This window comes from Nocardioides endophyticus, from assembly GCF_039543845.1.
Classification (GTDB): domain Bacteria; phylum Actinomycetota; class Actinomycetes; order Propionibacteriales; family Nocardioidaceae; genus Nocardioides; species Nocardioides endophyticus.
Window position 1 is genome coordinate 99,049 of record NZ_BAABKN010000023.1, and the last position, 24,793, is coordinate 123,841.

18 protein-coding genes are annotated in these 24,793 nt (G+C 70.3%); 11 read left to right on the forward strand and 7 right to left on the reverse strand.

Going from position 1 to position 24,793, the window contains the following annotated elements; all coding sequences use genetic code 11:
- The first annotated feature begins 56 nt into the window (after window positions 1–56).
- Together ABEA33_RS17660 and ABEA33_RS17665 are read left to right on the forward strand one after the other, a co-directional pair.
- Complete coding sequence (locus tag ABEA33_RS17660; RefSeq protein ID WP_345528224.1) at window positions 57–350, forward strand: hypothetical protein; 294 nt, start codon at window positions 57–59, stop codon at window positions 348–350.
- A gap of 89 nt (window positions 351–439) precedes the next feature.
- Window positions 440–1,390 (forward strand): hypothetical protein, encoded by a 951-nt coding sequence (locus ABEA33_RS17665; RefSeq protein ID WP_345528225.1) that lies wholly within the window; start codon window positions 440–442, stop codon window positions 1,388–1,390.
- A gap of 119 nt (window positions 1,391–1,509) precedes the next feature.
- Here the strand turns inward: ABEA33_RS17665 and ABEA33_RS17670 are convergent, their stop codons facing one another.
- A complete protein-coding gene (locus ABEA33_RS17670; RefSeq protein ID WP_345528226.1) occupies window positions 1,510–2,886 on the reverse strand; it encodes an NAD-dependent malic enzyme in 1,377 nt (458 codons plus the stop codon).
- Between the two features lie 131 nt (window positions 2,887–3,017).
- Between ABEA33_RS17670 and ABEA33_RS17675 the strand changes: the two genes are divergently transcribed.
- The 3 genes from ABEA33_RS17675 to ABEA33_RS17685 all read left to right on the forward strand — a co-directional run bounded on the left by ABEA33_RS17675 (window position 3,018) and on the right by ABEA33_RS17685 (window position 12,998).
- Window positions 3,018–3,611, forward strand: coding sequence for a TetR/AcrR family transcriptional regulator (locus ABEA33_RS17675; protein ID WP_345528227.1), 594 nt, complete (start codon window positions 3,018–3,020; stop codon window positions 3,609–3,611).
- A 35-nt stretch (window positions 3,612–3,646) separates the two neighbouring features.
- Window positions 3,647–5,974, forward strand: coding sequence for an MMPL family transporter (locus tag ABEA33_RS17680; RefSeq protein WP_345528228.1), 2,328 nt, complete (start codon window positions 3,647–3,649; stop codon window positions 5,972–5,974).
- Between the two features lie 235 nt (window positions 5,975–6,209).
- Window positions 6,210–12,998, forward strand: a complete 6,789-nt coding sequence (locus ABEA33_RS17685; protein ID WP_345528230.1) for an isopeptide-forming domain-containing fimbrial protein — start codon at window positions 6,210–6,212, stop codon at window positions 12,996–12,998.
- A 117-nt stretch (window positions 12,999–13,115) separates the two neighbouring features.
- On the opposite strand, the gene ABEA33_RS17690 is transcribed toward ABEA33_RS17685, so the two are convergent.
- The 5 genes from ABEA33_RS17690 to ABEA33_RS17710 all read right to left on the reverse strand — a co-directional run bounded on the left by ABEA33_RS17690 (window position 13,116) and on the right by ABEA33_RS17710 (window position 16,327).
- Window positions 13,116–13,598 carry a glutathione peroxidase gene (locus ABEA33_RS17690; RefSeq protein WP_345528231.1) on the reverse strand — a complete coding sequence of 161 codons (483 nt, stop codon included), beginning with the start codon at window positions 13,596–13,598 and terminating at the stop codon, window positions 13,116–13,118.
- A 225-nt stretch (window positions 13,599–13,823) separates the two neighbouring features.
- On the reverse strand, window positions 13,824–14,462 hold the full coding sequence (locus ABEA33_RS17695; protein ID WP_345528232.1) for a hypothetical protein: 639 nt from the start codon (window positions 14,460–14,462) through the stop codon (window positions 13,824–13,826).
- Window positions 14,463–14,496: 34 nt separating this feature from the next.
- Window positions 14,497–15,978: a cardiolipin synthase gene (gene cls / locus ABEA33_RS17700; protein WP_345528233.1), complete on the reverse strand. Its 1,482-nt coding sequence runs from the start codon at window positions 15,976–15,978 to the stop codon at window positions 14,497–14,499.
- 15 nt (window positions 15,979–15,993) lie between these two features.
- Window positions 15,994–16,143 carry an SHOCT domain-containing protein gene (locus ABEA33_RS17705; protein ID WP_345528234.1) on the reverse strand — a complete coding sequence of 50 codons (150 nt, stop codon included), beginning with the start codon at window positions 16,141–16,143 and terminating at the stop codon, window positions 15,994–15,996.
- Window positions 16,144–16,159: 16 nt separating this feature from the next.
- Window positions 16,160–16,327, reverse strand: a complete 168-nt coding sequence (locus ABEA33_RS17710; RefSeq protein WP_345528235.1) for a hypothetical protein — start codon at window positions 16,325–16,327, stop codon at window positions 16,160–16,162.
- A 207-nt stretch (window positions 16,328–16,534) separates the two neighbouring features.
- Between ABEA33_RS17710 and ABEA33_RS17715 the strand changes: the two genes are divergently transcribed.
- The 3 genes from ABEA33_RS17715 to ABEA33_RS17725 all read left to right on the forward strand — a co-directional run bounded on the left by ABEA33_RS17715 (window position 16,535) and on the right by ABEA33_RS17725 (window position 19,174).
- Window positions 16,535–17,638 carry an AI-2E family transporter gene (locus tag ABEA33_RS17715; RefSeq protein WP_345528236.1) on the forward strand — a complete coding sequence of 368 codons (1,104 nt, stop codon included), beginning with the start codon at window positions 16,535–16,537 and terminating at the stop codon, window positions 17,636–17,638.
- A complete protein-coding gene (locus ABEA33_RS17720) occupies window positions 17,635–17,838 on the forward strand; it encodes a SulP family inorganic anion transporter (RefSeq protein WP_345528237.1) in 204 nt (67 codons plus the stop codon). The genes ABEA33_RS17715 and ABEA33_RS17720 overlap by 4 nt, the downstream gene beginning before the upstream one ends.
- A gap of 166 nt (window positions 17,839–18,004) precedes the next feature.
- Entirely contained in the window at window positions 18,005–19,174 is a 1,170-nt protein-coding gene (locus ABEA33_RS17725) for a SulP family inorganic anion transporter (protein WP_345528238.1), read from the forward strand.
- On the opposite strand, the gene ABEA33_RS17730 is transcribed toward ABEA33_RS17725, so the two are convergent.
- A complete protein-coding gene (locus ABEA33_RS17730) occupies window positions 19,130–19,321 on the reverse strand; it encodes a hypothetical protein (protein ID WP_345528239.1) in 192 nt (63 codons plus the stop codon). The two genes, ABEA33_RS17725 and ABEA33_RS17730, sit on opposite strands and share 45 nt — an antisense overlap.
- A gap of 136 nt (window positions 19,322–19,457) precedes the next feature.
- Here ABEA33_RS17730 and ABEA33_RS17735 point away from each other — a divergent pair, with 136 nt between their 5' ends.
- The 3 genes from ABEA33_RS17735 to ABEA33_RS17745 all read left to right on the forward strand — a co-directional run bounded on the left by ABEA33_RS17735 (window position 19,458) and on the right by ABEA33_RS17745 (window position 24,610).
- A complete protein-coding gene (locus ABEA33_RS17735) occupies window positions 19,458–21,194 on the forward strand; it encodes a SulP family inorganic anion transporter (protein WP_345528240.1) in 1,737 nt (578 codons plus the stop codon).
- Between the two features lie 54 nt (window positions 21,195–21,248).
- A complete protein-coding gene (locus ABEA33_RS17740; RefSeq protein ID WP_345528241.1) occupies window positions 21,249–21,794 on the forward strand; it encodes a DUF1269 domain-containing protein in 546 nt (181 codons plus the stop codon).
- A gap of 164 nt (window positions 21,795–21,958) precedes the next feature.
- Complete coding sequence (locus ABEA33_RS17745; RefSeq protein ID WP_345528242.1) at window positions 21,959–24,610, forward strand: LuxR C-terminal-related transcriptional regulator; 2,652 nt, start codon at window positions 21,959–21,961, stop codon at window positions 24,608–24,610.
- Window positions 24,611–24,793: the final 183 nt, after the last annotated feature.

Sequence of the window (24,793 nt, forward strand, 5' to 3'; positions counted from 1 at the left end):
GGTGCTACCATCGCGACCAGGTCGCTCTCGGAGAGGCCGGCGCGGCGGGCGATCACGTGGCGCAGCCGGCCGCCCTTCTCGATCGCCTCGCGCAGGGCGACGCGCGTGACCTGCTGCCCGACCACGCCGACAGCACCGCCGCAGCGTGGCTGGTCGACGAGCCGGGCACCGCCGCCTTCACGGCCATCCCGATCGAGGCCGGCAACGCCGACAACGCGGTGCTGCTCGGTGACCGGTTCTGGTGGACGCGGCGGGTCGAGCGCCCCGCGGGCCGTCGGTTTCCCCGGTGCACCGGGGAAACCGTCACTTCTCAGGCATCGCGTTGCCCGGGAAGTGACGGTTCCGCCTGAGAAGTCACCAAGCAGGCGTAATCGCCCGTTCTCCACAGGGCGCAAACTCAGAGGCGTCGACCCCAGGAAGCCCGGGCAGGGGCTCGCACATGATGATCCCTGCCGAGCGACCGCCTGACGACCCGCGCAACGCTCCGGTCTACCTGCGCAAGACCCTTGTCGCCAACGGTCACAACGATCGGACGATCAGGCAGCTCGTCGCCGACGGCGTCCTCGTCAAGGTGCGCCCAGGCGGCTACTCGGACAAGAAGAACTACGACCAACTGGACGCCGCGGGCCGTCACGGACTGAAGGCGCGTGCCGCGTTTCAGCAAGCGCGGACCGACGTCGTCCTGTCCCATGTGTCCGGCGTACCTGAGTACGACGCACCGACCTGGGGCCTCGATCTGTCGGACGTCCACCTCACGCGACTCGACGGCAAGGCAGGACGCCACGAGGCCGGCGTACACCAGCACTGCGGCAGGCTCCGTGACGGCGATGTCGTCGAGCGCCACGGAATGTTGGTGATGACGCCGGCCCGCCTAGCGCTCGAGGTCACCACTGTCACCTCTGCCGAGGCAGGACTCGTCGTCGTCAATCACTTCTTGCATTGCGGCATGACGACCAAGGACGAGCTGATGGATCGGTACGCCGTCATGGAGCGCTGGCCGAACTCACTGCGAACCGGCCTAGTCCTCCACCGCGCGGATGCGCGGGTCGAGACTGTCGGCGAGAGCCGTGCTGTCCACCTCATGCTCAGTGCCGGCCTGCCCGCGCCCATTCCGCAGTACGAGATCCGGGACGAGCACGGTGACGTCATCCACCGGGTCGACTTCGCCTGGCCCGAGTTCGGCGTCTCCCTCGAGTTCGACGGCAAGGTGAAGTACGAGAAGTACCTGAAACCAGGTCAGCGTGCGTCTGATGTCGTGATCGCCGAGAAGAAGCGCGAGCGCCGGATCTGCGACCTGACCGGATGGCGGTGCATCCGTCTCGACTGGTCCGACCTCGGGAGGCCGGCTGCAACTGCGGCGCTCATTCGCGCCGAGCTCTACCGGGGTTGATCACGCAACCGGGGACGGGACTTCTCAGGCAGCGCTGTCACTTCTCAGGCGTTGCATCGGCCGGTAAGTGACGGTTTCACCGGTGCACCGGTGAAACCGCGGTCACTCAGACCGGCCCACTACGAGTCCCCGAGGATGGCAGCCGCGACCGCCTTCGGCACGTCGGGGTGGAAGACGGACGGGATGATGAAGTTCGGGTTGAGCTCGTCGTCCTTCACCACGTGTGCGATCGCCTGGGCCGAGCGCAGCAGCATGTCGATGGTCACCTGCGACGCGCGGGCGTCGAGTAGTCCCCGGAAGACGCCTGGGAAGGCCAGCACGTTGTTGATCTGGTTCGGGTAGTCCGACCGGCCGCTCGCCACAACCGCGGCGTACTTGTCCGCCTCGGCCGGGTCGACCTCGGGGTCGGGGTTGGCGAGGGCGAACACCACCGCGTCCGGCGCCATCTCCTGGATCCACTCCGGCTTCAGCACGCCGGGGGCGCTCACTCCGATGAAGACGTCGGCGCCGGCCAGGACGGTGTGGAGGTCGCCGGTCACCCGCCGCGGGTTGGTGACGGCGGCCAGCTCACTGTGCACGGGCGAGAGCGTGTCGTCGTCGGACGAGAGCGCGCCGGCACGGTCGACGACCACGACGTCCGTGACCCCGGCGGCGATCAGGAGGGTGACGATCGCGGTGCCCGCCGCACCACCACCGGACACGACGACCCGGACCGCGCCGAGCTCCTTCTTCACCACCCTCAGCGCGTTGGTCAGGGCGGCGAGCACCACGATCGCCGTACCGTGCTGGTCGTCGTGGAAGACCGGGATGTCGAGCGACTCGCGCAGCCGGCGCTCGATCTCGAAGCACCGGGGAGCCGCGATGTCCTCGAGGTTGATGCCGCCGAACCCGGGAGCGATCAGCTCGACCGCGCGCACGATCTCGTCGGTGTCCTGGGTGTCCAGGCAGATCGGCCAGGCGTCGATGCCCGCGAACCGCTTGAACAGCGCGGCCTTGCCCTCCATCACCGGCATGGCGGCACCCGGCCCGATGTTGCCGAGCCCGAGCACCGCTGACCCGTCGGTGACGACGGCGACGGTGTTGCCCTTGGTCGTGAGCCGCCAGACGTCCTCGGGGTGCTCGGCGATCGCCATGCTGACCCGCCCGACACCCGGCGTGTAGGCCATCGACAGGTCGTCCCGGTTGCGCAGCGGGACCTTGGAGGCGACCTCGATCTTGCCGCCGAGGTGCAGCAGGAAGGTGCGGTCGCTGGTCTTGTAGACCTTCACGCCGTCGACCGCGTCGACCGCCGCCTCGACCAGCTTGGCGTGGTCGGCGTCGCTGGCCGAGCAGGTCACGTCGACCACCAGGCGCTCGTGGCTGGACTCCGCCACGTCGATCGCGGTGACGATGCCGCCGGCCTGCGCGATCGCGGTCGCCACCGCTCCGACGATGCCGTGGTCGGGCGCGGTGTGCAGGCGCATGGTGATCGAGTACGACGAGGTGGTGGCGGCCATACCCTGACCCTCCCCCCGCCCGTCGGTTACCGGCAAGTCGACGGCCCGATACCTGCCATCGCCGCGCCTGAGGCGGTGTGACGACCGCCACATTTTTGCACTCGTTGAATAATAGTGCAAGAATGCACTTCATGATCGAGAGTGCAATCAGCTTGCGCGAGCAGAAGCGCTGGGACACCAGTCTCCGCATCACGCGGTGCGCCAAGGTGCTCACCGACGAGAACGGTCTGGACGGCTTCACGATGGAGGATCTCGCCGACGCCGCGGAGGTCTCGCGCCGCACGCTCTTCAACTACTTCCCGAGCAAGCTCGACGCCGTGCTCGGCGAGCATCCCGAGATCTCCCCGTCGGTGCTGGCGACCTTCATCGCCGGCGGACCGCACGGCAACCTGGCAGACGACCTCGCCGAGCTAGCCCGCGCGGCGCTCACCGGCAAGCAGGCCGACCGCGACACGGTGGAGCTCACCCGCCGCGTCATGACCGCCAACCCTCGACTCCTCGCGGCCGCCCACGAGCGGTTCGAGAGCATCACCGAGGAGTTCACCGCGCTGCTCGTCGAGCGCGAGGGCGCCGACTTCACGCCGGCGCGAGCGCGGCTCATCCTGCGCCTGTTCGTCGCGCTCTTCGACTGCTCCCTCGGCGACCTCCTCGACGACGCAGAGACCCGGACGCTCGACGAGATCTTCGTCGACCAGCTCCAGTACGCCCGCGACTTCTTCGCCTGACCCCACCACTCACCCACCGACCCAGGAGCCCACCCATGGCAACCCTGCTTCACCGCCTCGGCAAGACCGCCTACCGGCGCTGGCCATACTTCATCGCCGCCTGGCTGGTGGCCTTCCTCGCCGTCGGCATCTTCGCCGGGACGATGTCGAAGCCGATGACTGACGCCTTCTCCATCCCCGGCATCCCGTCGGAGAAGGCCGCCGACATGCAAGCCGAACTGTTCCCCGACTCTGTCGACGCGTTCGACCAGGCCAGCGTCAAGGTCGTCGTGGCAGCGCCCGCGGGCCACACCCTGGACGAGCCGGCGTACGCCGAGCAGGTCCAGGCCCTGATCGCCGGCCTCGAGGGCCTGCCGCAGATGCCCGACACCGCGCTGGTCGACCCAGTCACGGCCGCAGGCGAGCAGCAGCAGGCGCTGGTCGACGGCGCCCGCCAGGCTGGCGGGGACGTCGAGGTCGCACGGGACAACGCACAAGCCCTGTCCCCCCTCTCCGAGGACGGCCGGGTCGGCACCATCACGTGGGACTTCGACGTGGAGACGATCGCCGACGTCGAGCCGACCACGATCGAGGCCCTTGGTGACGTGATGTCGGACTCGAGCCAGGACGGCCTCACGGTCGAGGCCAACGGCGCCGGCTCGGTCGGCATGATCGAGATCAACGGCACCTCCGAGCTGATCGGCATCGCCATCGCGTTGCTGGTGCTCGTGCTGACCTTCGGTTCCCTCATGGCCGCCGGGCTGCCGATCGTCACCGCGCTGGTCGGGGTCGGTCTCGGCATCACCGGCATCACCGCCAGCACCGCCTTCTTCGACATCGGCACCACCACCCCGATGCTCGCGACCATGATCGGGCTCGCGGTCGGCATCGACTACGCGCTCTTCATCCTGGCGCGCTACCGCGCCGAGCTGCACCACACCGACGACCGGGAGGAGGCCGTCGGCATCGCCGTCGGTACGGCGGGCTCGGCGGTCGTCTTCGCAGGCCTCACCGTGCTCATCGCCCTCTCGGCCCTGGCACTGGTCCAGATTCCGTTCCTCACCTCGATGGGCCTTGCTGCCGGCGCCACGGTGCTGATCGCCGTCCTGGTCGCGCTGACCCTGCTGCCGGCAATCCTCGGGCTCCTGAAGAAGCGCGCCTTCGGCGGCACCGTCCGACGGTTCCGGCCCAAGCGCGACACCAACGGCCTCGTCGTGAACAACGGGGCCCGCTGGGCCCGGCTCATCGGCCGGCGCCCGGTCACCGCCGTCGTCCTGACGGTGATCGTCCTCGGCGCCCTCGCGCTGCCGTTGAGCAACCTGCATCTCGCCTTCCCCACCGACAGCACGGCGTCGACAGAGACCACTCAGCGCAAAGCGTCCGACCTGATCGCCGACTCCTTCGGGCCCGGTCGCGACGCGCCGATGATCGTCGTGGTCGATGGCCGGGACCTGCCCGATGCCGAGGCGCGCGCGACGGCGTACGGAGACATCGTGGCCTGGGCCGCCGGGCAGGAGAACGTCCGCAACGCACAGCTGATCGGAACCAACGAGGATGGCACCGGCGCCCAGGTGCTGATCACGCCGGAGACCGGGCCCGAGGACACCGCGACCGATGATCTGCTCACCGACCTGCGCGACGGGCAGGCCCAGATCGAGGAGGAGACCGGGACCACCACCGGCGTGACCGGCTTGACCGCCATCACCACCGACGTCTCGGACCGACTGAGCCGGGCACTGCCGATCTACCTCGCCGTCGTGATCGGACTGGCGTTCATCCTGCTGATGATCGTCTTCCGCTCGATCCTCGTGCCGCTCACCGCCACACTCGGCTTCCTGCTCTCGGTGCTGGCCACCCTCGGCGCGACGGTTGCCGTCTTCCAGGAGGGCGCCTTCGGGCTGATGGAGGGTCAGCCGATCGTCAGCTTCATGCCGATCTTCCTGATCGGGCTGGTGTTCGGCCTCGCGATGGACTACCAGGTATTCCTGGTGACCCGGATGCGCGAGGCGCATGTCCACGGCATGTCGACCCGTGAGGCCGTCGTCGACGGCTTCCGCAACAGCGCCCGGGTGGTCACGGCGGCCGCCGCGATCATGATCGCGGTGTTCTCCGCCTTCATCCTCATCGACGAGCCGATCATCCGCTCGATCGGCTTCGCCCTGGCCGTGGCCGTCTTCTTCGACGCCTTCCTGGTCCGGATGACGCTGATCCCGGCGCTGATGTACCTGATGGGCGAGAAGGCCTGGTGGCTGCCGAAGTGGCTCGACCGGATCCTGCCGAACGTCGACATCGAGGGCGAGAAGCTCGAGCGCGCGCACCTCGTCGGTCGTCCGCTCGAGGAGGACCTGGCCGAGCTCGGCGACGAGGAGTCGGTCCGGGCCTGATCCCGGAACCCTCGGACGGGCTGGTCTGGTCGCTGACCAGACCAGTCCGTCCGAAACTCGCCGAAAGCTCCACCTCCGGCGCTCCGACCGGGCAGAATGGTATGGCTGGGCCATGTTTGGACAAGGGGGGCACCAGCAAGAACCACCGATCGGGCGGTGCTGAGCAGGGGGGCTAAACCCGATGCGGGGTTTGCTGGGGCGCGCGCGCCTCCGACCGTTTTTCACTCACTCCGTCGTGCTGAGCCTCGTGGGCGGCATGCTCGCCTTCGGCGCAGCGATCGCCGTGTCCGCGTCGGCAGCCGCAGCGCCGCCGCCGGCCTCGACGCCCGACGTGCAGCTGACGGGAGGGCCCGCAACCTCGGTGCTCTACGGCCGCAACGTGCCCGTCGCCCTCACCGCGTCGCTCCCCGCCGGAGCACCGAAGGGCTACAACCTCGCCTTCCGCGTCGTGCTCCCCGCGGGCACGTCGTACGTCGCCGGCTCGGCCGGCAACGATGGTGCCCCGAGCATCCTGACCAACAAGCCGACCACCGGCCAGACGACCCTCATCTGGCACAACGTCGACGACCTGGTGGCCAGCTCCGGCCACACGCTGTCCTTCGACGTCGACTACAACGACACCGGGTCCGCCGGGACGCCCACGTACGACGTCGGCGATCAGCTCCCGATCGTTTCGAGCGCCTTCATCTCGACCCAGCCGCGCGACGAGGCCGACTTCAACGGCTCTGGTCAGCCCGTCGGGCCGGCCGCCGGCAGCTACACCGGGTGGGCGGAGAAGGCCACCACCACGGACCTGACGGCCATCCAGATCCGCAAGTCCGAGCCGCACCCCGAGGGCGAGATCCCGCGCGGCGTGCACGACCACCAGACCGTCTACACGCTGACGGTCACCAACAACGACGTGAACCCGACCAACGGCGTCTGGGTCGAGGACTACCTCCCCGCGGGCCTGGAGTTCCTCGGCTGCGCCGGCACCGCCGACCACACCACCGACGCGCCCACCAACGCGGGCAGCGGGCAGGAGTACCCGGGCTCCGGCCCGATCGTGGTCACCCACCCGACCGGTGCCGAGGACTGCACCCAGCCCGACCTGGTCGAGACCGTCGAGACCGACCCCGACGGCAGCGGACCGCTGCCCCTCGACGTCTACACCCACGTAAAGTGGAACCTCGTCGGTGACTTCGCGCCGAGTCAGGTCACCACGCTGACGTACGCCGCCGCGATCCCGATCCGCGAGAACACGCTCACCTGGAGCGGCGCCACCCCGGCGACGACCGGAGCGCAGGCCGCCAACCTCGACAACAACGCGGGCGACGAGACGTACGACGAGCAGCCGCTGCTCAACGGCGCGCTGGCGCACGGCACCTACCAGGCGCCGAGCAAGCCCGGGAAGTCCGTCAAGGACGAGGGCACGCTGCTGCGCACGGCCGAGGACATCGCGATCCAGAAGTCCAACAACCTCGGCTCGCTCAACCAGGGCGACCTGACGAAGTGGACCGTCGACCTCCAGGTGTCGGAGTACCGCTGGCTGACCGACGTCTCGATCCACGATGTGGTCCCCAACGGCCTGTGCCCGCTGGGCGCGACCAACCTCGCGCACACGCCCAACGGCCAGGACAGCGAGTGCGGCCCCACCGGCGGCAACCTGCCGAGCAAGCCCTACACGTCGGTCGACGAGCAGGGCAACGGCACCTACGACATCGTCTGGGACAAGACGACGTTCCCCGAGCTCGCCACGATCGAGCCCAGCGACACCCGTCAGCTCACGTTCTGGACGCGGACCCGCGCCAACTACCAGTCCGGGTTCGCCAACTCCACCCCGGTGCTCTCGCGTGACGACGTCGCCAACAAGATCAGCACCCAGGGCAACGACTGGATCCGCTGCGCCCCGGCCGACCCGCTGTGCACCGGCGCCGGCAGCAAGATCGACGCCGACGAGACCGACGGCGACCTCGACTACGACCAGTCGCAGTCCGGCAAGGCCGCCGACGGCCCGACGATCGTCAAGCAGGTCGGCGAGCACTTCCCCGGCGCCGGCCAGTGCGGCAACCTCGCCGCCGCCGACTACGGCAAGACGGTCCCGGAGTACGGCCCCGGCGACCACGTCTGCTGGAAGCTGCGCCTCGACTTCCCGGCCAACCTCGACACCACCAGCCAGGACGTCTTCGACGTGCTGCCGAACGGCCTCTCGTACGTCGCCGGCAGCTGGGCCGCCACCGCCAACAACACGGTCCCCGTGGGCACCATCGACACCTCCGTGGACGGCCGCCTGCGCTGGCCGCTCGGTGGCGGGACGAACGACGTCGACTCCGGCAGCCAGGTCTTCGAGATCACCTTCGAGTCCACCGTCGGATCGCCGTCGGGCCACTCCTCGGGTGACGTCGAGGGCAACCTGCAGAAGTTCTCGTACGAGAACACCGCGACGAAGGCCTTCACGCTGCGTGACCGCACCGACTTCGAGGTGAAGCTCCCCGAGCTCGGGGTCACCAAGGCCGCCGACGACGAGGAGGTCGAGGCCGGACAGGCCGTCCACTACACGGTCGGCGTGAAGAACTCCGGCACGGCGCCCGCCGAGGACGCCCGGGTCTGGGACGTGCTGCCCTCCGGCATCACCTGCGCCGACCTGAGCGCGCTCTCGGACGGCGGCACGTGCGCCTCCGGCCGGATCACCTGGACCGGCATCGACGTGGCCGCCGGCGCGACGAAGAACCTGACCTACACGCTCACCGTGCCGAGCGACGTCAGCCCGGGCGTGACCTACACCAACAAGGTCGGCGTCGTGGAGTGGACGTACGTCGCCAACAACGGCACGCCGTACCAGCTGATCCCGGCGAACACCACGGTCAAGGACCCCTCGCTCCCGGCCGCGAACATGCCGGCCGCCGAGGCGACCGAGTCGATCCACACCCGCGACGCCGTGATCGCGAAGACCCGGACCACCTCGGTCACCGAGGGTGGCAACAGCGCCTCGCAGGCGACGGTGGGCGAGGTCGTGACCTACACCGTCACGACCACGGTCCCGAAGAACACCACCGTCTACCTCGGCAAGGTCACCGACCCGCTCGGGGCCCGCCAGACCCTCGTGCCGGGCAGCCTCTGCGTCGCCGGTTGCACCCTGGACGGCGCCGCGTTCGCCGGCGTCACGGAGTCGCCGGCCAACACGGTCCTCGCCACCCTGCCCTCGACGTACGCCGCACCGGTCGCGACCGACGGCAAGCTCGTGATCACGTTCCAGGCGAAGGTGCTCGACGTCGCCGCCAACACCCGAGGCACCTCGCTCGGCAACACCGCGACGCTGACCTACGTCGACCAGGACGGGACCAGCCACACCAAGTCCAACACGGTCAACACGACGATCGTCGAGCCCAAGATCGCGATCACCAAGGCGGTCGCCGGGTCGACCGTCGTGACCTCCGCCGAGACGAAGACGTTCACCGTCACCGCCTCCAACGGCAGCGCCACCAACACGTCCACCGCCCACGACGTGGTCGTGGTCGACACCGTGCCCGCCGGCACCGAGCCGGTCACGATCAACCAGGGCGGCGTCTGGGACGCGACGGCGCGGACCATCACCTGGACCAAGGCCACCACCACGGCCCTCGGCGCGATCGCGCCCGGCGGCTCGGTGCCGCTGACCTACACCGTCCAGGTCGAGGACCCGGCGACCGGTGGCACGACGTACACCAACACCGCGAAGGCGAACACCACCAGCCTCGGTGACGACACCACCGGAGTCCGGTCGTCGACGTCGACCTCGACGACGGCGCCCGACTACACGGCGAGCGCCAGCAAGGTGCTCTCCGTCGTGCTGCCGACGATCACCAAGGACGTCACCCCGACGACCGCCACGATCGGCGACAACGTCACCTGGACGGTCAAGGTCACCGTCCCGGCCAACGTCCGCTACTGGGACACGACGGTCGTCGACTCCGTGCCGGACGGCCTCGCGGTCGACTCGTACGGCGCGATCACCTGCACCGCCGGCTGCCCCGGCGGCGACCCGACGGTCAGCACCTTCCCGGTCACGGCCAGCGGCACGACCCAGCAGGCAGCGTGGTTCCTCGGTGACCTCACCGCGGCTGCGCAGCAGCGCACCTACGAGCTGGTCCTCAACGGCCACGTGCTCTCCACGAAGCGGGGCGGCGGCAGCGTCACCGCACCGGTCTCCTTCACCAACGAGGCCCGGGTGCGCACGAACCGGACCGACACCCTGCCCGCCGCCCCGGCCAACGTGCCGGCGTCGTACTCCGACACCGTCGGCCCGGCTACCGCGGCCACCGCGGTCAAGGAGCCGAAGCTCACGATCACCAAGTCGGCCGACAAGGGCCCGTACGTCGAGGGCAAGGACACCGTCACCTACACGGTGGCCGTGAAGAACACCGGCACCTGGCCGGCGTACGACGTGGTGGTCACCGACCAGCCCGACGCCGAGCTCGTCGACATCACCCTCGTCACCGGCGCGGACCTGAGCACCGACGGCTGGACCGCCGGCGACCCCGACCTGCGCTGGCTGATCCCGGGCGGCATCGCCCCCGGCGCCTCGGTCACCTTCACTTACACCACGAAGGTGAAGCCGGCGACCGCGCTCGGCTCCGGCGACCAGATCACCAACACGGCGGCGATCCCGTCGTACTGGGGTGTCTCGACGGCCGACCGGACCGCGGACAGCGACAACCCCTGGCGCGAGTACGTCGGCCCGCAGTCGACCGTGACCCTGACAGTCGCGAAGCCGGAGCTGGTGATCACCAAGACGCCCGACAACGGCGCCGCCACGGCCGGTGAGGACTCGTCCTTCACGATCAAGGTGAAGAACACCGACGCCCACGCCACCGCACACGACGTCGTGGTCCACGACGCGCTTCCGGCAGGCGTGAGCTACACCGCCGGCACGGCGACCGCCGCGCCGACGGCCGGCTTCTCCGAGACCGGAGCCTCCGGGTCGACCATCGACTGGGCGATCACCTCGCTGGCGCCCGGCGGCACCGTGACGATCACGGTCCCGGTCCACGTCGGCCCGGGTGTCGCCACCGGCAGCACTCTCACCAACACGGCGTCCACCCACGCCGAGGAGGTGCCCACCGACAAGACGGACACCGGCTCGCTGGTCGTCGGCACCAAGACCGACCTGAAGGTCACCAAGACCGCGTCGAAGACGTCGGTGATCCCCGGTGAGCAGCTCGTCTACACGCTCACCACCACCAACGTCGGGCCCTCGGACGCGCTCGTCTCGACCCTGACCGACACGCTGCCGGCGTACCTCCACCTGGTCTCGCTCGACGACCCGACCCGATGCGCGGCGGCCGGCCAGGCCATCACCTGCGACTACGGGACGCTTGCCCCCGGCGCGACCCGGACGATGCACGTCACCGTCCAGGTCGACCCGGCCCGGACCAGTGCGGTCACCAACGCGACGGACGTCACCACCACGACGCCCGACACCAACCCGGGCAACAACCACAGCCAGGTGACCACGCCGGTCACCCCGGTCGCGGACGTGTCCGTCACCAAGACGGCCGACGGCACGGAGTACGTGGGCGGCGACACCGTCACCTACACCCTCGTGGCCCGCAACGCCGGTCCGTCGACGGCCCAGAGCGTCACCCTCACCGACCCGGTCCCGTCGAACCTGACGTTCGTGTCGGTCGCGCCGGGCGCGCCGACCTGCACCCAGGCCGCCGGCACGGTGAGCTGCTCGTTCGGGTCGCTCGAGCCCGGCGCGGAGCGGACCGTGACGATCCAGGCCACGGTCAACGGCGGACCGCCGGTCGCGCCCGCCGACAGCCACGAGCACCAGCTCGAGGTGGCGAAGTCCGAGGAGTACGTCTCGCTGCAGGCCGGCGAGACCCGGACCCAGGACCTGACCTGCGCCGGTGGCGCCACCATGACCGACGGCTCCGTCGAGGTGATGAGCGTCGACCAGGGTGCGGGCACCAAGGCCGACGTCGTCGTCGATCAGGCCAGCTCGACCGGCCTCGGCACCTACCGGTTCGTGGTCACCAACGGCACCACCGGTCAGGCGCAGGTGAAGCTCTTCGGTACCTGCCTCGCCAGCGGCACGACCACGGTCGCGGGCCACGCCCACGCCATCTCGGTGGGCACGCTGCAGACCCTCGGCACGGGCGCGCTCGCGGTCGGTCGGCACAGCTTCACGCTGCCGATCACGTCCGGCACCCGTGCGGTCGCGCCCGGCATCCAGGTCCTCAGCGGCCAGGCCCGCCTGGTCGCCGCGGAGCCGGTCGCCGGTGGCTGGAAGTTCACGGTCGAGGTCCTCAGCCCGGCCGAGGCCACCCTCAGCATCCGGGCGCTCAAGAACCGGACCGCGTTGGCCGGCTCGCCGGCACACCAGCACGCGCTGGACCTCCAGCACGTGACCCGCACCGTCTCTCTCGCCCCGGGCGAGAGCGTCGAGCGGGTCAGCTGCCCCACCGGCTACAAGGGCATCACGGCGTCGTACGACCTGCCCGCGGGCGTGCTGCTGCTCGGCCACGAGCCGCAGCCGGTCAACCGGGACTTCCGCCTGCTCAACGCCACGAGCGGGAACGTCGACGTGCTGCTCGACCTCGAGTGCATCGCGGTCCGGACCGGCCCGACGCTCAACGACGAGCTCACCGCGGTCAACACCGCGACCGTGGCGAGCACGACGTACGACCCGGACCTGGCGAACAACTCCGGCACCGCGACCGTGCAGCTCACGGTCGGCGCCGGCACGAACCCGGGCTTCTCTCCGGGCTTCGCCCCGAGCTCCGGGCCGGCCGCCGCGAAGCTGGCGACGCTCTCGATCGGGACCAAGGGCAAGAAGGCCTCGGTCACGATCACCTGCGCGTCCACCGTGGACGTCTGCAAGGGCACGCTGCGGCTGACGGCCAAGGTGAAGCGGCCGGGACACAAGGCCAAGCGCGTCGTCATCGGGACCCGGACCTACCAGGTCGGCTCCGGTCAGCGGGTCAAGGTGGCCATCAAGGTCAAGCCGCGCTTCCACCAGGCGATCCGCAAGGGCCGGGTGCACGGGTACCGGTTCCAGTAGCCGAGCTGGCTTGCGGGTTTCCCCGGCCGACCGGGGAAACCCGCCGCCACGCCGTTGCTGCAACGGCGTGTCGGCGGGTTTCGGCTGACGACCCCGGGTGAACGACGGCTGCGGAGCTCAGCTGCCGAGCGTCTTCTCCAGGTCGGCCGCGATCTTCTCGGGCTTCGTGGTCGGCGCGTAGCGCGCGATCACCTGGCCGTCCTTGCCGACGAGGAACTTGGTGAAGTTCCACTTCACCCGGTTGCCGAGCAGCCCGCCCTTCTCCGACCGGAGCCACGTGAAGAGCGGGTGGGCGTCGTCACCGTTGACGTCGATCTTGGAGAACAGCGGGAACGTCACGCCGAAGTTGCGCTCGCAGAACCCCTGGATCTCCGCGTCGTCTCCGGGCTCCTGGTGGCCGAACTGGTCGCACGGGAAGCCGAGCACCGTGAAGCCGCGATCGGCGAAGTCGTCCTGCAGCTTCTGCAGGCCCTTGTACTGCGGCGTGAACCCGCACTGCGAAGCGGTGTTGACGACCAGCACCACCTCGCCGTGGTACGCCGCGAGGTCGACCTCGGCGCCGTCGATGCCGGTGGCCTTGAAGTCGTGGAGGCTCGTCATGGGCCCAGCCTGACCGAGCCGGCAACCGCGCGGACGACGCATCCGATATGTGGGCTGGGCCACGTTTCGGCGGGGCACGTTTCGAGAAGGCCGACCGCGGACACCGTGCTGAGCATGTCGGTGGAGTCAGAGGTCATGGTCGGTCTGATGACGTTCGTCCTGCTGGCACCCACCCTGATGGTCGCGGTCCTGGTCTCCGGCCTGTCGCGCCGCGGCGCCGAGATGTCAGACGAGCCGGGCGCGGACCTGGGCCGGCTGCTGGTGGCCGACGACGTTCAGGTGCCCGTCGAGGTAGACGAGGACCGAGCGGCCCCCGAGCTCGAGCACCACCTGCCCCGGCTCGATCGCGGAGACCTCACCGCGGATCAGGAAGGTCTCCCCCTCGATGCGGTCCAGCGCCGTCCCCGGCGCGCACCGCTCCACGTCCTCCATCGCGATCGCCCGCAGCTGCGGGCGGCGACGGCCGCCGAGACGCCATAGCAGCAGCACCGCTAGGACCAGCACCACGTCGGCGAGCAGGGTGATGACCAGGGGCGAGTTGCTCGCCACCTGACCCTCGGCCCGGTACGCCGCCGGCTCGTCCGGCAGGACGCGCACCTTGAGATCACCGCTGGCCACCGCGTCGTCGTACGTCGAGGTGTCGACGTCGGCCTGCCAGGTCTGCTGGTCGGGGTCGACCGGCTCGGGGAACGTGAAGCTCAGCAGGTGCTGGCCGCCCACGGTGCGGTGGTCGACGACCGTGGCCGACACGTCGATCCCGAACCGCTGGACCCGCTGGTCGGTCCAGGTGCTGTGCAGCAGCGGCAGGTTGACCAGCACCGCCGCGAGGACAAGGACGAGGACGTACCGGGTCCGTCGCTTCATGGCGCCAGTATCCCCGGCAGGAAGGCACGGAGCCCTACTGGATGGTGGCAGTCAGCCGCATCAGGTTGTCGAGATAGGTGTCCTTGCGACTCCGCTGCACCCAGTCTTCGAGCGTGAGCTCGGTCGACAGCGCCCGGTAGTGGTCCTGCACCTCCGAGAGGCGCACGACGACCTCCGCACCGGTCATCATCATCACGACCTCGTAGTTGAGGGCGAACGACCGCATGTCCATGTTGCTGGACCCGACGACCGCGACGGTGTCGTCGACCGTGAAGTGCTTGGCGTGCAGCACGAACGGCTCGGGGTAGAGCCAGATCCGCACACCCGCACGGAGCAGCGCCTCGTAATAGGACCGCTGCGCGTGGGCGACCATGAACTGGTCGGCGGTCGCCCCGACGAAGAGCTCGACCTCGACGCCCCGCTGGGCCGCGGTCGTCACGGCGTACAGCAGCGAGTCGTCCGGCACGAAGTAGGGACTGGTGAGCGACAGCCGCCGCTCCGCGGAGTAGAGCATCGCGTTGAACAGCCGCAGGTTGTTCTCGGTGGCGAACCCGGGCCCGCTCGGCACGACCTGGACGCCGACCCCCGTGAGCGCCCCCGGTCGCTCCGACGGCACCGGCGGCACCTCGGCGGCGAGATGCTGGAGGTTCTCGCCGGTCTCGGTGAACCAGTCGGTGGCGAAGACGACGTTGAGCTCCTGGACGACCGGGCCCTCGACCCGGGCCATCAGCTCGACCCAGGCGCGGCCGAGCTTCTGGTTCTTCGGCTTGTCATAGTGCGGCTCGATCAGGTTCTGCGACCCGCTGAACGCGACCCGGCCGTCGACGACCAGGATCTTGCGGTGGTTGCGCAGGTCGGGTCGGCGTACCTCACCCTTGAGCGGCCGGATCGGGAGCATCGCCGCCCACTCGATCGACGTCGGCTCGAGCTTCGCCAGCATTTCCTTGTAGACCGGGATGCCCTTGGACCCGATGTGGTCGAAGAGGAAGCGGACCTTCACGCCACGCTCGGTCGCACGCACCAGCTCCTCGAAGAACGGCGCGGTCATCTCGTCCCAGGCGGAGATGTAGAACTGCACGTGCACGTAGTCCGTCGCAGCAGCGACCTCGCGCGCCATCATCTCGATGCCGCCCTGGTAGTCCTCGATCAGCTCGACGGTGTTGCCGAAGCTCAGCGGGAGTACGCCGAGGTGCCGGTTGAGCCGGGCGAAGCTCTGGACCAGAGGGGGCAGCTCGACCCGGCGTTCGTGGTCCTCGATGTCCTCGAGGTGCGCGGCCGCCAGGATCGCGGCGTTCACCTCGGCCTGCAGGGCTCGCCGCTTCTTGCCGACCGACGTGCGCCCGAACAGCAGGAACAGCACGAAGCCCAGGAACGGGATCGCGAGGATCAGCAGCAGCCACGCCATCGCGGTCTGCGGTCGGCGGCCACCCGGCAGCACGATGAGCGCACAGACGACGATGGCGACGTTCGCTACGACGAGGGCCGCACTGAGCAGGACGGGCACCCAGTACGGCATGACGGTCGAGTCCGCTCAGCCGAGGAGACGCTGCTTGGCCGCCGCGAACTCGGCGTCGGTGAGGATGCCCTGCTGGCGCCGGCTGACCGCGTTCGACATCGCCGTGGCGGTGCCGGCGATCACTGCTGTGCGGGCCACCGTGCCGATCAGCCCAGGTCGTCCCATCCTGCGCATCATGGGCTCATGCCTCCTGTGCCACGAACGCCGCATCGACGTCCTCGAAGACCAGGGCCAGTCCCTGCTGGTCGTCACCGAGCGAGTCGGTCAGGACCTCCAGGTCGGCGTCGCTGAGCAACTCGGGGTCGTCGATGTCGAGCCCGGCGAGCCCGACGTCGTTCGGGAATGCCACGAACAGAACCTCGACCGGTCCTCGTTTCATCGACCTCTCCTCGTGCTGCCGTGGCCCACGGAATGTGTCTCCTGAGCGCCTCGTGGCTTGAACCCTAGGGAGCCCGCGGCGGCGTAGCGTCACCCGAGACGGGTGAGCCGTCGGCCACGGTCGGCTGGCCACGATAGGCGACGACGGCGAGACCCTCGCCCGAGGACGGAGTACGACGTGTCGAACACGAGCGTTGCGCCACGAGTCGCGCTGCCGCGCGGGGTCCTCCTCCTGCTCGGCATGGCGGCGTCCGTCGTCGTCATCGGTGGGATGAAGGCCACCGCCGGAATCATCGCGCCGCTCTTCCTCGCCCTGGTGCTGACCGTCGTGGCCCACCCGCTCCGGCGGTGGCTGGACCGCTGGGTGCCTTCGTGGGTGGCGTCGCTGGTGTGCATCGTCGCCGTCTACCTCATCATCGTGGTCCTGACCGTCTCGATCGTGGTCTCGGCCGCGCGGTTCGCCACCCTGATCCCGCAGTACACCGACGAGCTGGACACCCAGGTCGCCGACCTCACCGACTGGCTCAAGAACTTCGGCGTGAGCCAGGCCCAGATCGAGAAGGTCGGCTCGTCCTTCGACCTGGGACGGTTGAGCAGCTTCATCGGGTCGTTGCTCTCGGACCTCCTCGGGATCGTCAGCAACCTCTTCTTCATCCTCGCCCTGGTGCTGTTCATGGCGATGGACGGCGGGACCTACCCGCGCCAGCTCGAGCGGGCCCGGGCCGTGCGCCCCGCAGTGGTCGAGGCGATCTCCGCGTTCGCCAGCGGCACCCGTCGCTACCTCGCGGTGTCGACGATCTTCGGACTGATCGTCGCGGTCCTCGACACGATCGCCCTCGCGATCCTCGACGTTCCGGCACCCGTGCTGTGGGGCCTGCTCGCCTTCATCACCAACTACATCCCCAACATCGGGTTCGTCATCGGACTGATCCCCCCGGCGATCCTGGCCCTGCTCGACGGCGGCCCCAAGCAGATGCTGGCGGTCATCGCCGTCTACTGCGTGCTCAACGTGGTCATCCAGACCGTCATCCAGCCCAAGGTCGTCGGAGACACCGTCGGACTGTCCACGACCCTGTCGTTCGTGTCGCTGATCTTCTGGACGTGGGTCATCGGCCCGCTGGGAGCCCTCCTCGCCATCCCGCTAACCCTGCTCGCCAAGGCGATCCTGATCGATGCCGACCCGACCCTGAGCTGGGTCAGACCGCTGATCTCCAACAAGGCGGACCCCGACGACGATCCCGAGGTCACGCCCGACGTCCCCCCGGAGCCCGCTGCGACGTGAGACTTCCCGACCGGCGCGCCGTCGCCCGTCGGTTGGTCGAGCTCCGGCCCCGGCGCGCCGACCTCCGCGCCGACGTCCTCGCCGGCCTCCCGGGCGCGATCAGCAGCGTGCCAGACGGCATGGCTTCGAGCGTGCTGGCCGGCGTCGGCCCGTCCCACGGCCTGTACGCGTCCTTCGCCGCCCGATCGCGGGCGGGCTGACGTCCAGCACCCGGCTGATGGTGATCACCACGACCAGCGCCGCCGCGCTCGCCGCCGGACCCACGCTCGCCGAGGTGAACGCCGCCGACCGCTCCGACGCCATGCTGTGGCTGACCCTGGTCGCCGGCGCCTTCATGATCGCCGCGGCGCCGAGACCGACGGCGGGGTGGCGATCCAAAAGGCGTGGTACGTCGTCACCCACCCGTCCGGCATCGACCTGCCCACCAGCCTGTGCGGCGCCGCGGCGCTGGTGTTCATGGTGCTGCTGGCGCGCACCAGGATCGACACGTTCAGCTCGCTGGTGGCGCTCCTGGTGCCGACGGTGGCGGTGTGGCTCACGGGTGCTGCCGGGGTCGCCCTGGTCAAGGACAACGGCTCGCTCCCGCACGGCATCCCGGCCCCCGGCGTACCCGACCCGGGCACGTTCAGTCTCCCGCTCGTCGTCGGCGCGGCGTCGGTGGCCGCGATCGTCCTGGTGCAGGGCGCGGGCGTCGCCGAGGCGAGGCCGAACCCCGACGGCAGCCGCTCGTCGACGCGGGGCGACTTCACCGCGCAGGGCGTATGGATGATCGCGATCCTGCTGGTCTTCTCCGAGCTCGTCGGGGAGGTGGCCATGGCGACGCTGGCAGCCGTGCTGATCTACGCGGGCTGGGGCACCATCAAGCCCCGCGAGATCTGGTCGGTCGCCAACGCCGGACCCATCCCGGCGATCGCGATGACCGCGACGTTCCTGGCCGTGCTGCTGCTCCCGGTCGCGACGGCCGTCGGGGTCGGCGTCGTCGCCTCCCTGATCATGCAGCTCAACCAGGAGTCGCTCGACCTGCGCCTGGTGCGCCTGCGGCTCGACGCCGAGGACCGACTCGTCGAGGACGTCGTGCCGACCGAGCTCAAGCCGTACGACGTCGTCGTGATCGACGTCTACGGGTCGCTGTTCTTCGCCGGCACCCACACCCTCCAGCGCCGCCTCCCCCCACCGCTCCTCACCGATCGCGGCCCGGATGCTGCCAGCGGGCCGGTGGTGATCCTGCGGCTCCGGGGGCGTACGACGCTGGGCGCGACGTTCCTCAAGGTCGTCGGCGACTACGCCCACCAGCTCGCTGCAGCCGGCGGCGAGCTCTACCTCTCCGGCGTCGACCACCGGCTGGTGCGTCGGTGGGACGAGGACGGGCTGAGCGAGACCCTGGGCAACGTCCGGATCTTCGAGGCGATGCCGGTGATCGGGGCGTCCACCCGGGTTGCCATCACTCTGGGTCGCACGCACCGCGTCTCGGCGCGGTCATCGTCCCAGTCCTCAGTCCGGGATGGTGACGACCTCGACGACACCGATACCCAGTGAGTTCAAGAGGTTCAGGACCCCTTGCAGCTCCTCCTGGTCGGTCAGCTCGCCGGTGAGCGTCGTGCTCGGCGGGTGCGTGCGCGCGACGAGGTGCGGGAACGCCCCGCTGAGCTCGTCGCTCAGCTCGGAGTCGACACGGATCAGCATCCTGGTCATCGTCGCCCGTCACCCCTGCCTTCACGCATGCCATCCCCTGCTCCGAAGGTAGGTCGTGGCCGGGCCTGCTCGCCTCACCGGAAACGGGCGATGCCAGGCCGGGGCCCCACCCGGTTGGGTGGTCCGGGTGACCAACCGAGCCACGGGATCTGATGCGGCCGCCTGGCGCGGCGTCATCGCCCCGTCGTTCCACGGCTTCCGCCCGGCCTGGCTCCGAGGCGACGTGATCGCCGGTCTCACGGTCTGGGCGGTGCTCATCCCCGAGTCGCTGGCGTACGCCGGCATCGCGGGCGTGCCCGCCGTCGTCGGCCTCTACGCCACGGTGCCTGCCCTGCTGCTCTACGCGCTGCTCGGCAGCTCGCGGCACCTGATCGTCGCGCCGATGTCCGCGACCGCGGCGCTGTCTGCCGGTGTCGTCGGGGACTTCGGCGCGGATGCCGACCAGTACCTCGCCCTGACCACCGCCCTCGCGCTCGCTGTGGGCCTGGTGGCGGTCCTGGCGGGCCTCTTCCGCCTCGGGTTCCTGGCGTCCTTCATCTCCGAGCCGGTGCTGAAGGGCTTCATCATCGGGCTGGCCCTGACGATCATCGTCGGCCAGGTGCCGGCGCTGCTCGGCGTCGAGAAGGGCGACGGCAACTTCTTCCAGAAGGCCTGGGCGGTCCTCGGCAACGTGCCCGACCTCGACCTGCTGACGACGGTCGTCGGCGTCGGTAGCCTGGTGCTGCTGCTCGCCCTCCGCCGCTGGTTGCCCGCGGTCCCGGGGTCGCTCGTCGTCGCCCTCGGCGGCGTACTCCTGGTGTGGGTCTTCGGCCTCGACGACCACGGCCTCGCGATCGTCGGCAACATCGACTCCGGGCTGGGGTCGTTCGGCCTGCCCGACGTCTCCCTCGACGACTTCATGGACCTGCTCGCCGTCTCGGTCGGAGTGATGCTCGTCGGCTTCGCCGAGGGTCTCGGCGCCGCCAAGACGTACGCCGCCAAGGCGGGCTACGACGTCGACGCCAACCGTGAGCTGCTCGGCCTCGGTGCCGCCAACCTCGGGTCGGGCCTGTCCGGCGGGATGGTCGTGAACGGCAGCCTGTCCAAGACCGCCGTCAACGGCAGCGCCGGAGCCCGCTCGCAGGTGTCCGGGCTGACGGCGGCGGTGCTCACCGTCGTGACGCTGCTCTTCCTCACGGACCTCTTCGAGAAGCTGCCCGAGGCGTCCCTGGCCGCGATCGTCATCGCCGCTGTCATCGAGCTCGTCGACTTCGACGCCCTGCGACGTCTCTGGAGGGCCGGTGCCGGTCCGCTCGTCGCGGTGGCCGGCTACGCTCGGCGGGCCGACTTCCTCGCGGCGATCGGAGCCCTGGCCGGGGTCCTCGTCTTCGACACACTCCCCGGCCTGATCATCGGCATCGGCATCTCTCTGATCCTGCTGATCGCCCGCACCTCGCGGCCCAACATCGCGGAGCTGGTGCCTGCAGACGGGGCGGGGTCGGGAGTCTGGGTCGACCGGCGACGGCACCCGGACCGCACGCCTCTGCCGGACGTCCTCGTGGTCCGGGTCGAGGGCCCGTTGATGTTCACGGACGCCGACTTCGTGCGGGACCACGTGCTGGAGCTGGTGGCCGACCAGTCGGCCGCCGGCGCACCGGTCGGCGCGGTCGTGCTCGACGCCGAGACCGTGCCGGGGATCGACGTCACGGCGGCCGCGATGCTCACCCAGCTGCGCCATGAGCTCCGGGCGATCGGGATCCGGTTCGGCGTCGCCCGGGGCATCGGTCAGGTCCGCGACGTGCTGTCCGCCTCCGGGGAGAGCGACGAACCCTTGATCTTCCCGACCATCGATGCCGCGGTCGCCGGCCTCACGGGTGCTCCCTGAGGTTCACGCAGAACGGGTGAGGTCGGGCACGAGGCCAGCGACGACCGTGGATCCATGGGGACCTTGGCGGTGTGGCAGCTCGGCTCCGTCGACGCCGCCTCTCGGTCGGCGGACCTGCTCGGCCGCCTCGTCCGCGACGACCTGCTCGTCATCCACGACGCGGCCGTCGTCGAGTGGGCGCGGGACGACCGCCGACCCAGCACCCGCCCGCTCAACGACGCCGCGCCGACCGGTGCGCCGACCGACGGAGCACTGACCGACGGAGCGCTGACCGACGGAGTGCTGACCGACGGAGTGCTCGGCAGCGGATTCTGGGGCCTGCTCTTCGGACTGGTCTTCTTCGTGCCGCTCCTGGGCGCGGCGATCGGAGCGACGACCGGCGCCCTGGCGGGCGCCCTGGCCGACGTCGGCATCGACGACCACTTCATCAACCGGGTCCGCGACCAGGTGACGCCGGGGACGTCGGCGCTGTTCCTGCTCGCACCTGACTCCGTCGTCGGGCGCGTGCACGACGAGTTGGCCGAGCTGCGGCCCACGCTGATCACCACCCACCTCGACGACGACCAGGAGGCCGCGCTGCGCGCGGTCTTCGGAGGCTGAGCAGCCGGTGCCGAGCTGGCGCATCGTCGGCCAGCTGATCACCGCGCCCGCTGGCGTGGTGTCCACCGTCGAGGCGTGGACCGGGTTGAATGGTGTCTGAACAAGCGTCAAGACTCGGGGAGAGCGGCCGGGACCGAGGTCCACGGCCGACGAGAGGGCGGGAGATGGCTTCCGGACAGCGCGCGCGGGCGACCGGTAAGGCGCCCGTGCACACGCTCCCCTCATCCGTCACTCCTCGTCCGCCGGAGCTCTTCGTCCCGCGTGCCCGGCTCGACGAGTTCCTCGACACCGTGCCGGCGACGCCGGTCAACCTGATGATCGCGCCCGCGGGCTCGGGCAAGACCGCGGCAGCGGCTGCCTGGTCCGCACGGGTGAACCGCGCGAGTGGCCGGAGCACGGTGGCCTGGGCCCGCGGCGACCAGGACGCCGCCGTCGCCGCCCAGATCGAGGAGATGCGCTGTCCCGAGCAGCCCGACGGTCCCACCGTCGTCGTCATCGACGACGTCCACCTGATGTCGGAGCAGTCGAGAGACGCACTCGGCGCGATCCTGGTCGCCGACCCCGACTCGGTCCGTCTGCTGCTGATCGGTCGGCAGGAGCCGGACCTGGTGCCGATCTCGGCGGCCCTCACGGGCTCGGTCCGCGCGCTGCGCGTGGACGATCTCCGCTTCGACGAGACCGACGCCGCCGACCTGGTGCGCGCGCATCACCCGGACGCCGACCCCGACGACGTCGCCGCGGTGCTCGAGCAGGCCGACGGCTGGGCGGCCGCGCTGGTCCTGGGCTCGCGTGCCCTCGCCGGTTCCGCCGACATCGCCGACGCCCGCGCCTCCCTGGCCGCGACCCGGCAACCCGTCCTCGACTACCTGCTGCACGAGGTGTTCGAGACCCTCCCCGACGACCTCGCCCAGGTCCTGCTGACCACGTGCCAGCGGGCGCACGTCACCGCCGAGGAGTCGATCCTGCTGTCCGGACTGCCGGACGCACCGACGCTCCTCGACCAGGCCGCTGCGGCCGGCCTCCTGGTGACCGGCTACCGCGCCGAGGCGGACGTGGCCCTGACGGGGTGGCGCTATCACCCACTCCTGCTGGACCTCCTCCGTCGTCGTACCGCACCGACCGGGCCCGACTGGGCCGTCATCGTCGCCGCCCACCACCGCGCGACCGAGGCGTACGCCGAGCGGCGTGACGCCGAGCTCGCCGTCCGGCACGCCGGGCTGACCGGCGACCTGGATCTGCAGCTGCGGGTGCTCCGCGAGTTCGCCTCCGACCTCATCAGCCAGCGCCGGTACGACGCGCTCGGCACCGTCCTGGCTGGGATCCCGCTCGACATCCGGACCCGCCACGCCGACCTCCTCGTCGTGCAGGCGATGCTGCTCCGCGGCCAGGGCCGGATCGATGCCGCGAAGGCCACGACCGACCGGGTGCTCGCACTCGATGGCCGCAGCCTGCGCGATCTCGTCTCGCGCGACACCGAGGCTCAGCTCGCGCTGCTCGAGGTCTGGCAGGCACGCTACGGCTGGCGCGAGGCCGGTCCTGCCCTGGAGCGCGCCGGGCGGGTCCTCGGATGCCGCCACGACGCGGAGGTCAGTGCTCACGACCTCTCCGGGCTCTCGCCGGTGTCAGCGGCCTGGCTCACCCTCGAGGTGGCGTACTTCCAGACCTGGCTGGGTGAGTTCGACCTGGCCGCCATCCACGTCCAGGACGTCGCGATGTACGCCCGGCAGGTCGACCTCCCCGTCCTGACCTGCTCGACCCTCGCCGGTCGGGCCGTCCTGGAGATGGTCGACGGCGCCTACCAGAGCTCGCTCACCACCGCCGAGGCCGCGCTGCTGGTCGACCCGGATGCCCGCGCCGACGCCGCGAGCGCACGCATCCACCTGTCTCGTGGCTGGGCCCTGCTGCAGGAGCTTCGCCTCACCGAGGCGGAGGACGCGCTCGCCCGCTTCTACGAGACTCCGAGCGGGGTGATGGACCCGCTGCTGCTCACCTTCGGGCGCCTGCTGCGCGCCGGCCTGCAGACAGCCGTCGGGGAGGCGGCCGAGGCCCGCCGGATCCTGGACACCCGGGGCGACGTGCCCGAGAGGCTGCCGCATCATCTCGCTCGCCTCGACCGGCTGGTCCGGCTGTTGATCGCGGTGGCGATGGGCGACCTGGCCACCGTCGACGCGCTCGCCCCCGCGATGCGCGCCGTCGGCGGCGATGCCGAGGCGCGGCTCGCCGAGGCCCTGAGTATCGGGCTGGGTGGTGACGAACCCCGCGCCGTACGACTTCTCAACGAGCTGCTGCCGACGACCGTCGACGCACCGGTGACCGTCGCGCTGAGCGCGGCGGTCGCCCGCGCGGCCATGCTGCAACGCATCGGTACGCCGGGATCGGTCCAGGCCGCGCGCGACCTCGTCCCCGAGCTGCTCAGCAGGGCGGCGCCGCAACGGCTGATCTGGATGCTCGCCTTCGGCTCGTTGATCAGCCCCACGTTCGGCGATCTTGTGTCGAGCAACGCCTCCGGCACCTACCCGCACCCGTTCGCAGCACCGGTCGCCGCTGCGCTGGGCGGGCTGCGCCGGTCGTACCCGGAGGTGGCGCGGCACCGCGATCTCGGGTTCGGCCCCGACGACCCGCGAGCACCACTGACCGCCCGCGAGCTCGAGGTGCTCGAGCAGCTCTCTCTGGGCGGTGGCAACGCCGACCTCGCGCGGGCGCTGTTCGTCAGCGAGAACACCGTGAAGACCCACCTGGCATCCATCTACCGCAAGCTCGAGGTGGACCGCCGCGTCGACGCGCTCCGGGTCGCCCGTGCCCACGGGCTCCTCTGATTCAGCGCGAATTCTCGCGGGTGTTGGCCCGTTCCGGGTGACCCCGAGCGGGGGACCTCCCTCGTAGCGTCGGACCCACCGCGACGACCCGGGCACCGGCGCGGATATCACCCTGCCGTCACCCTTCGCGGGTGAGGCACGGTCATCGAGCGCGCAATACTGTCCTCAGTCCAACGGCGGGCG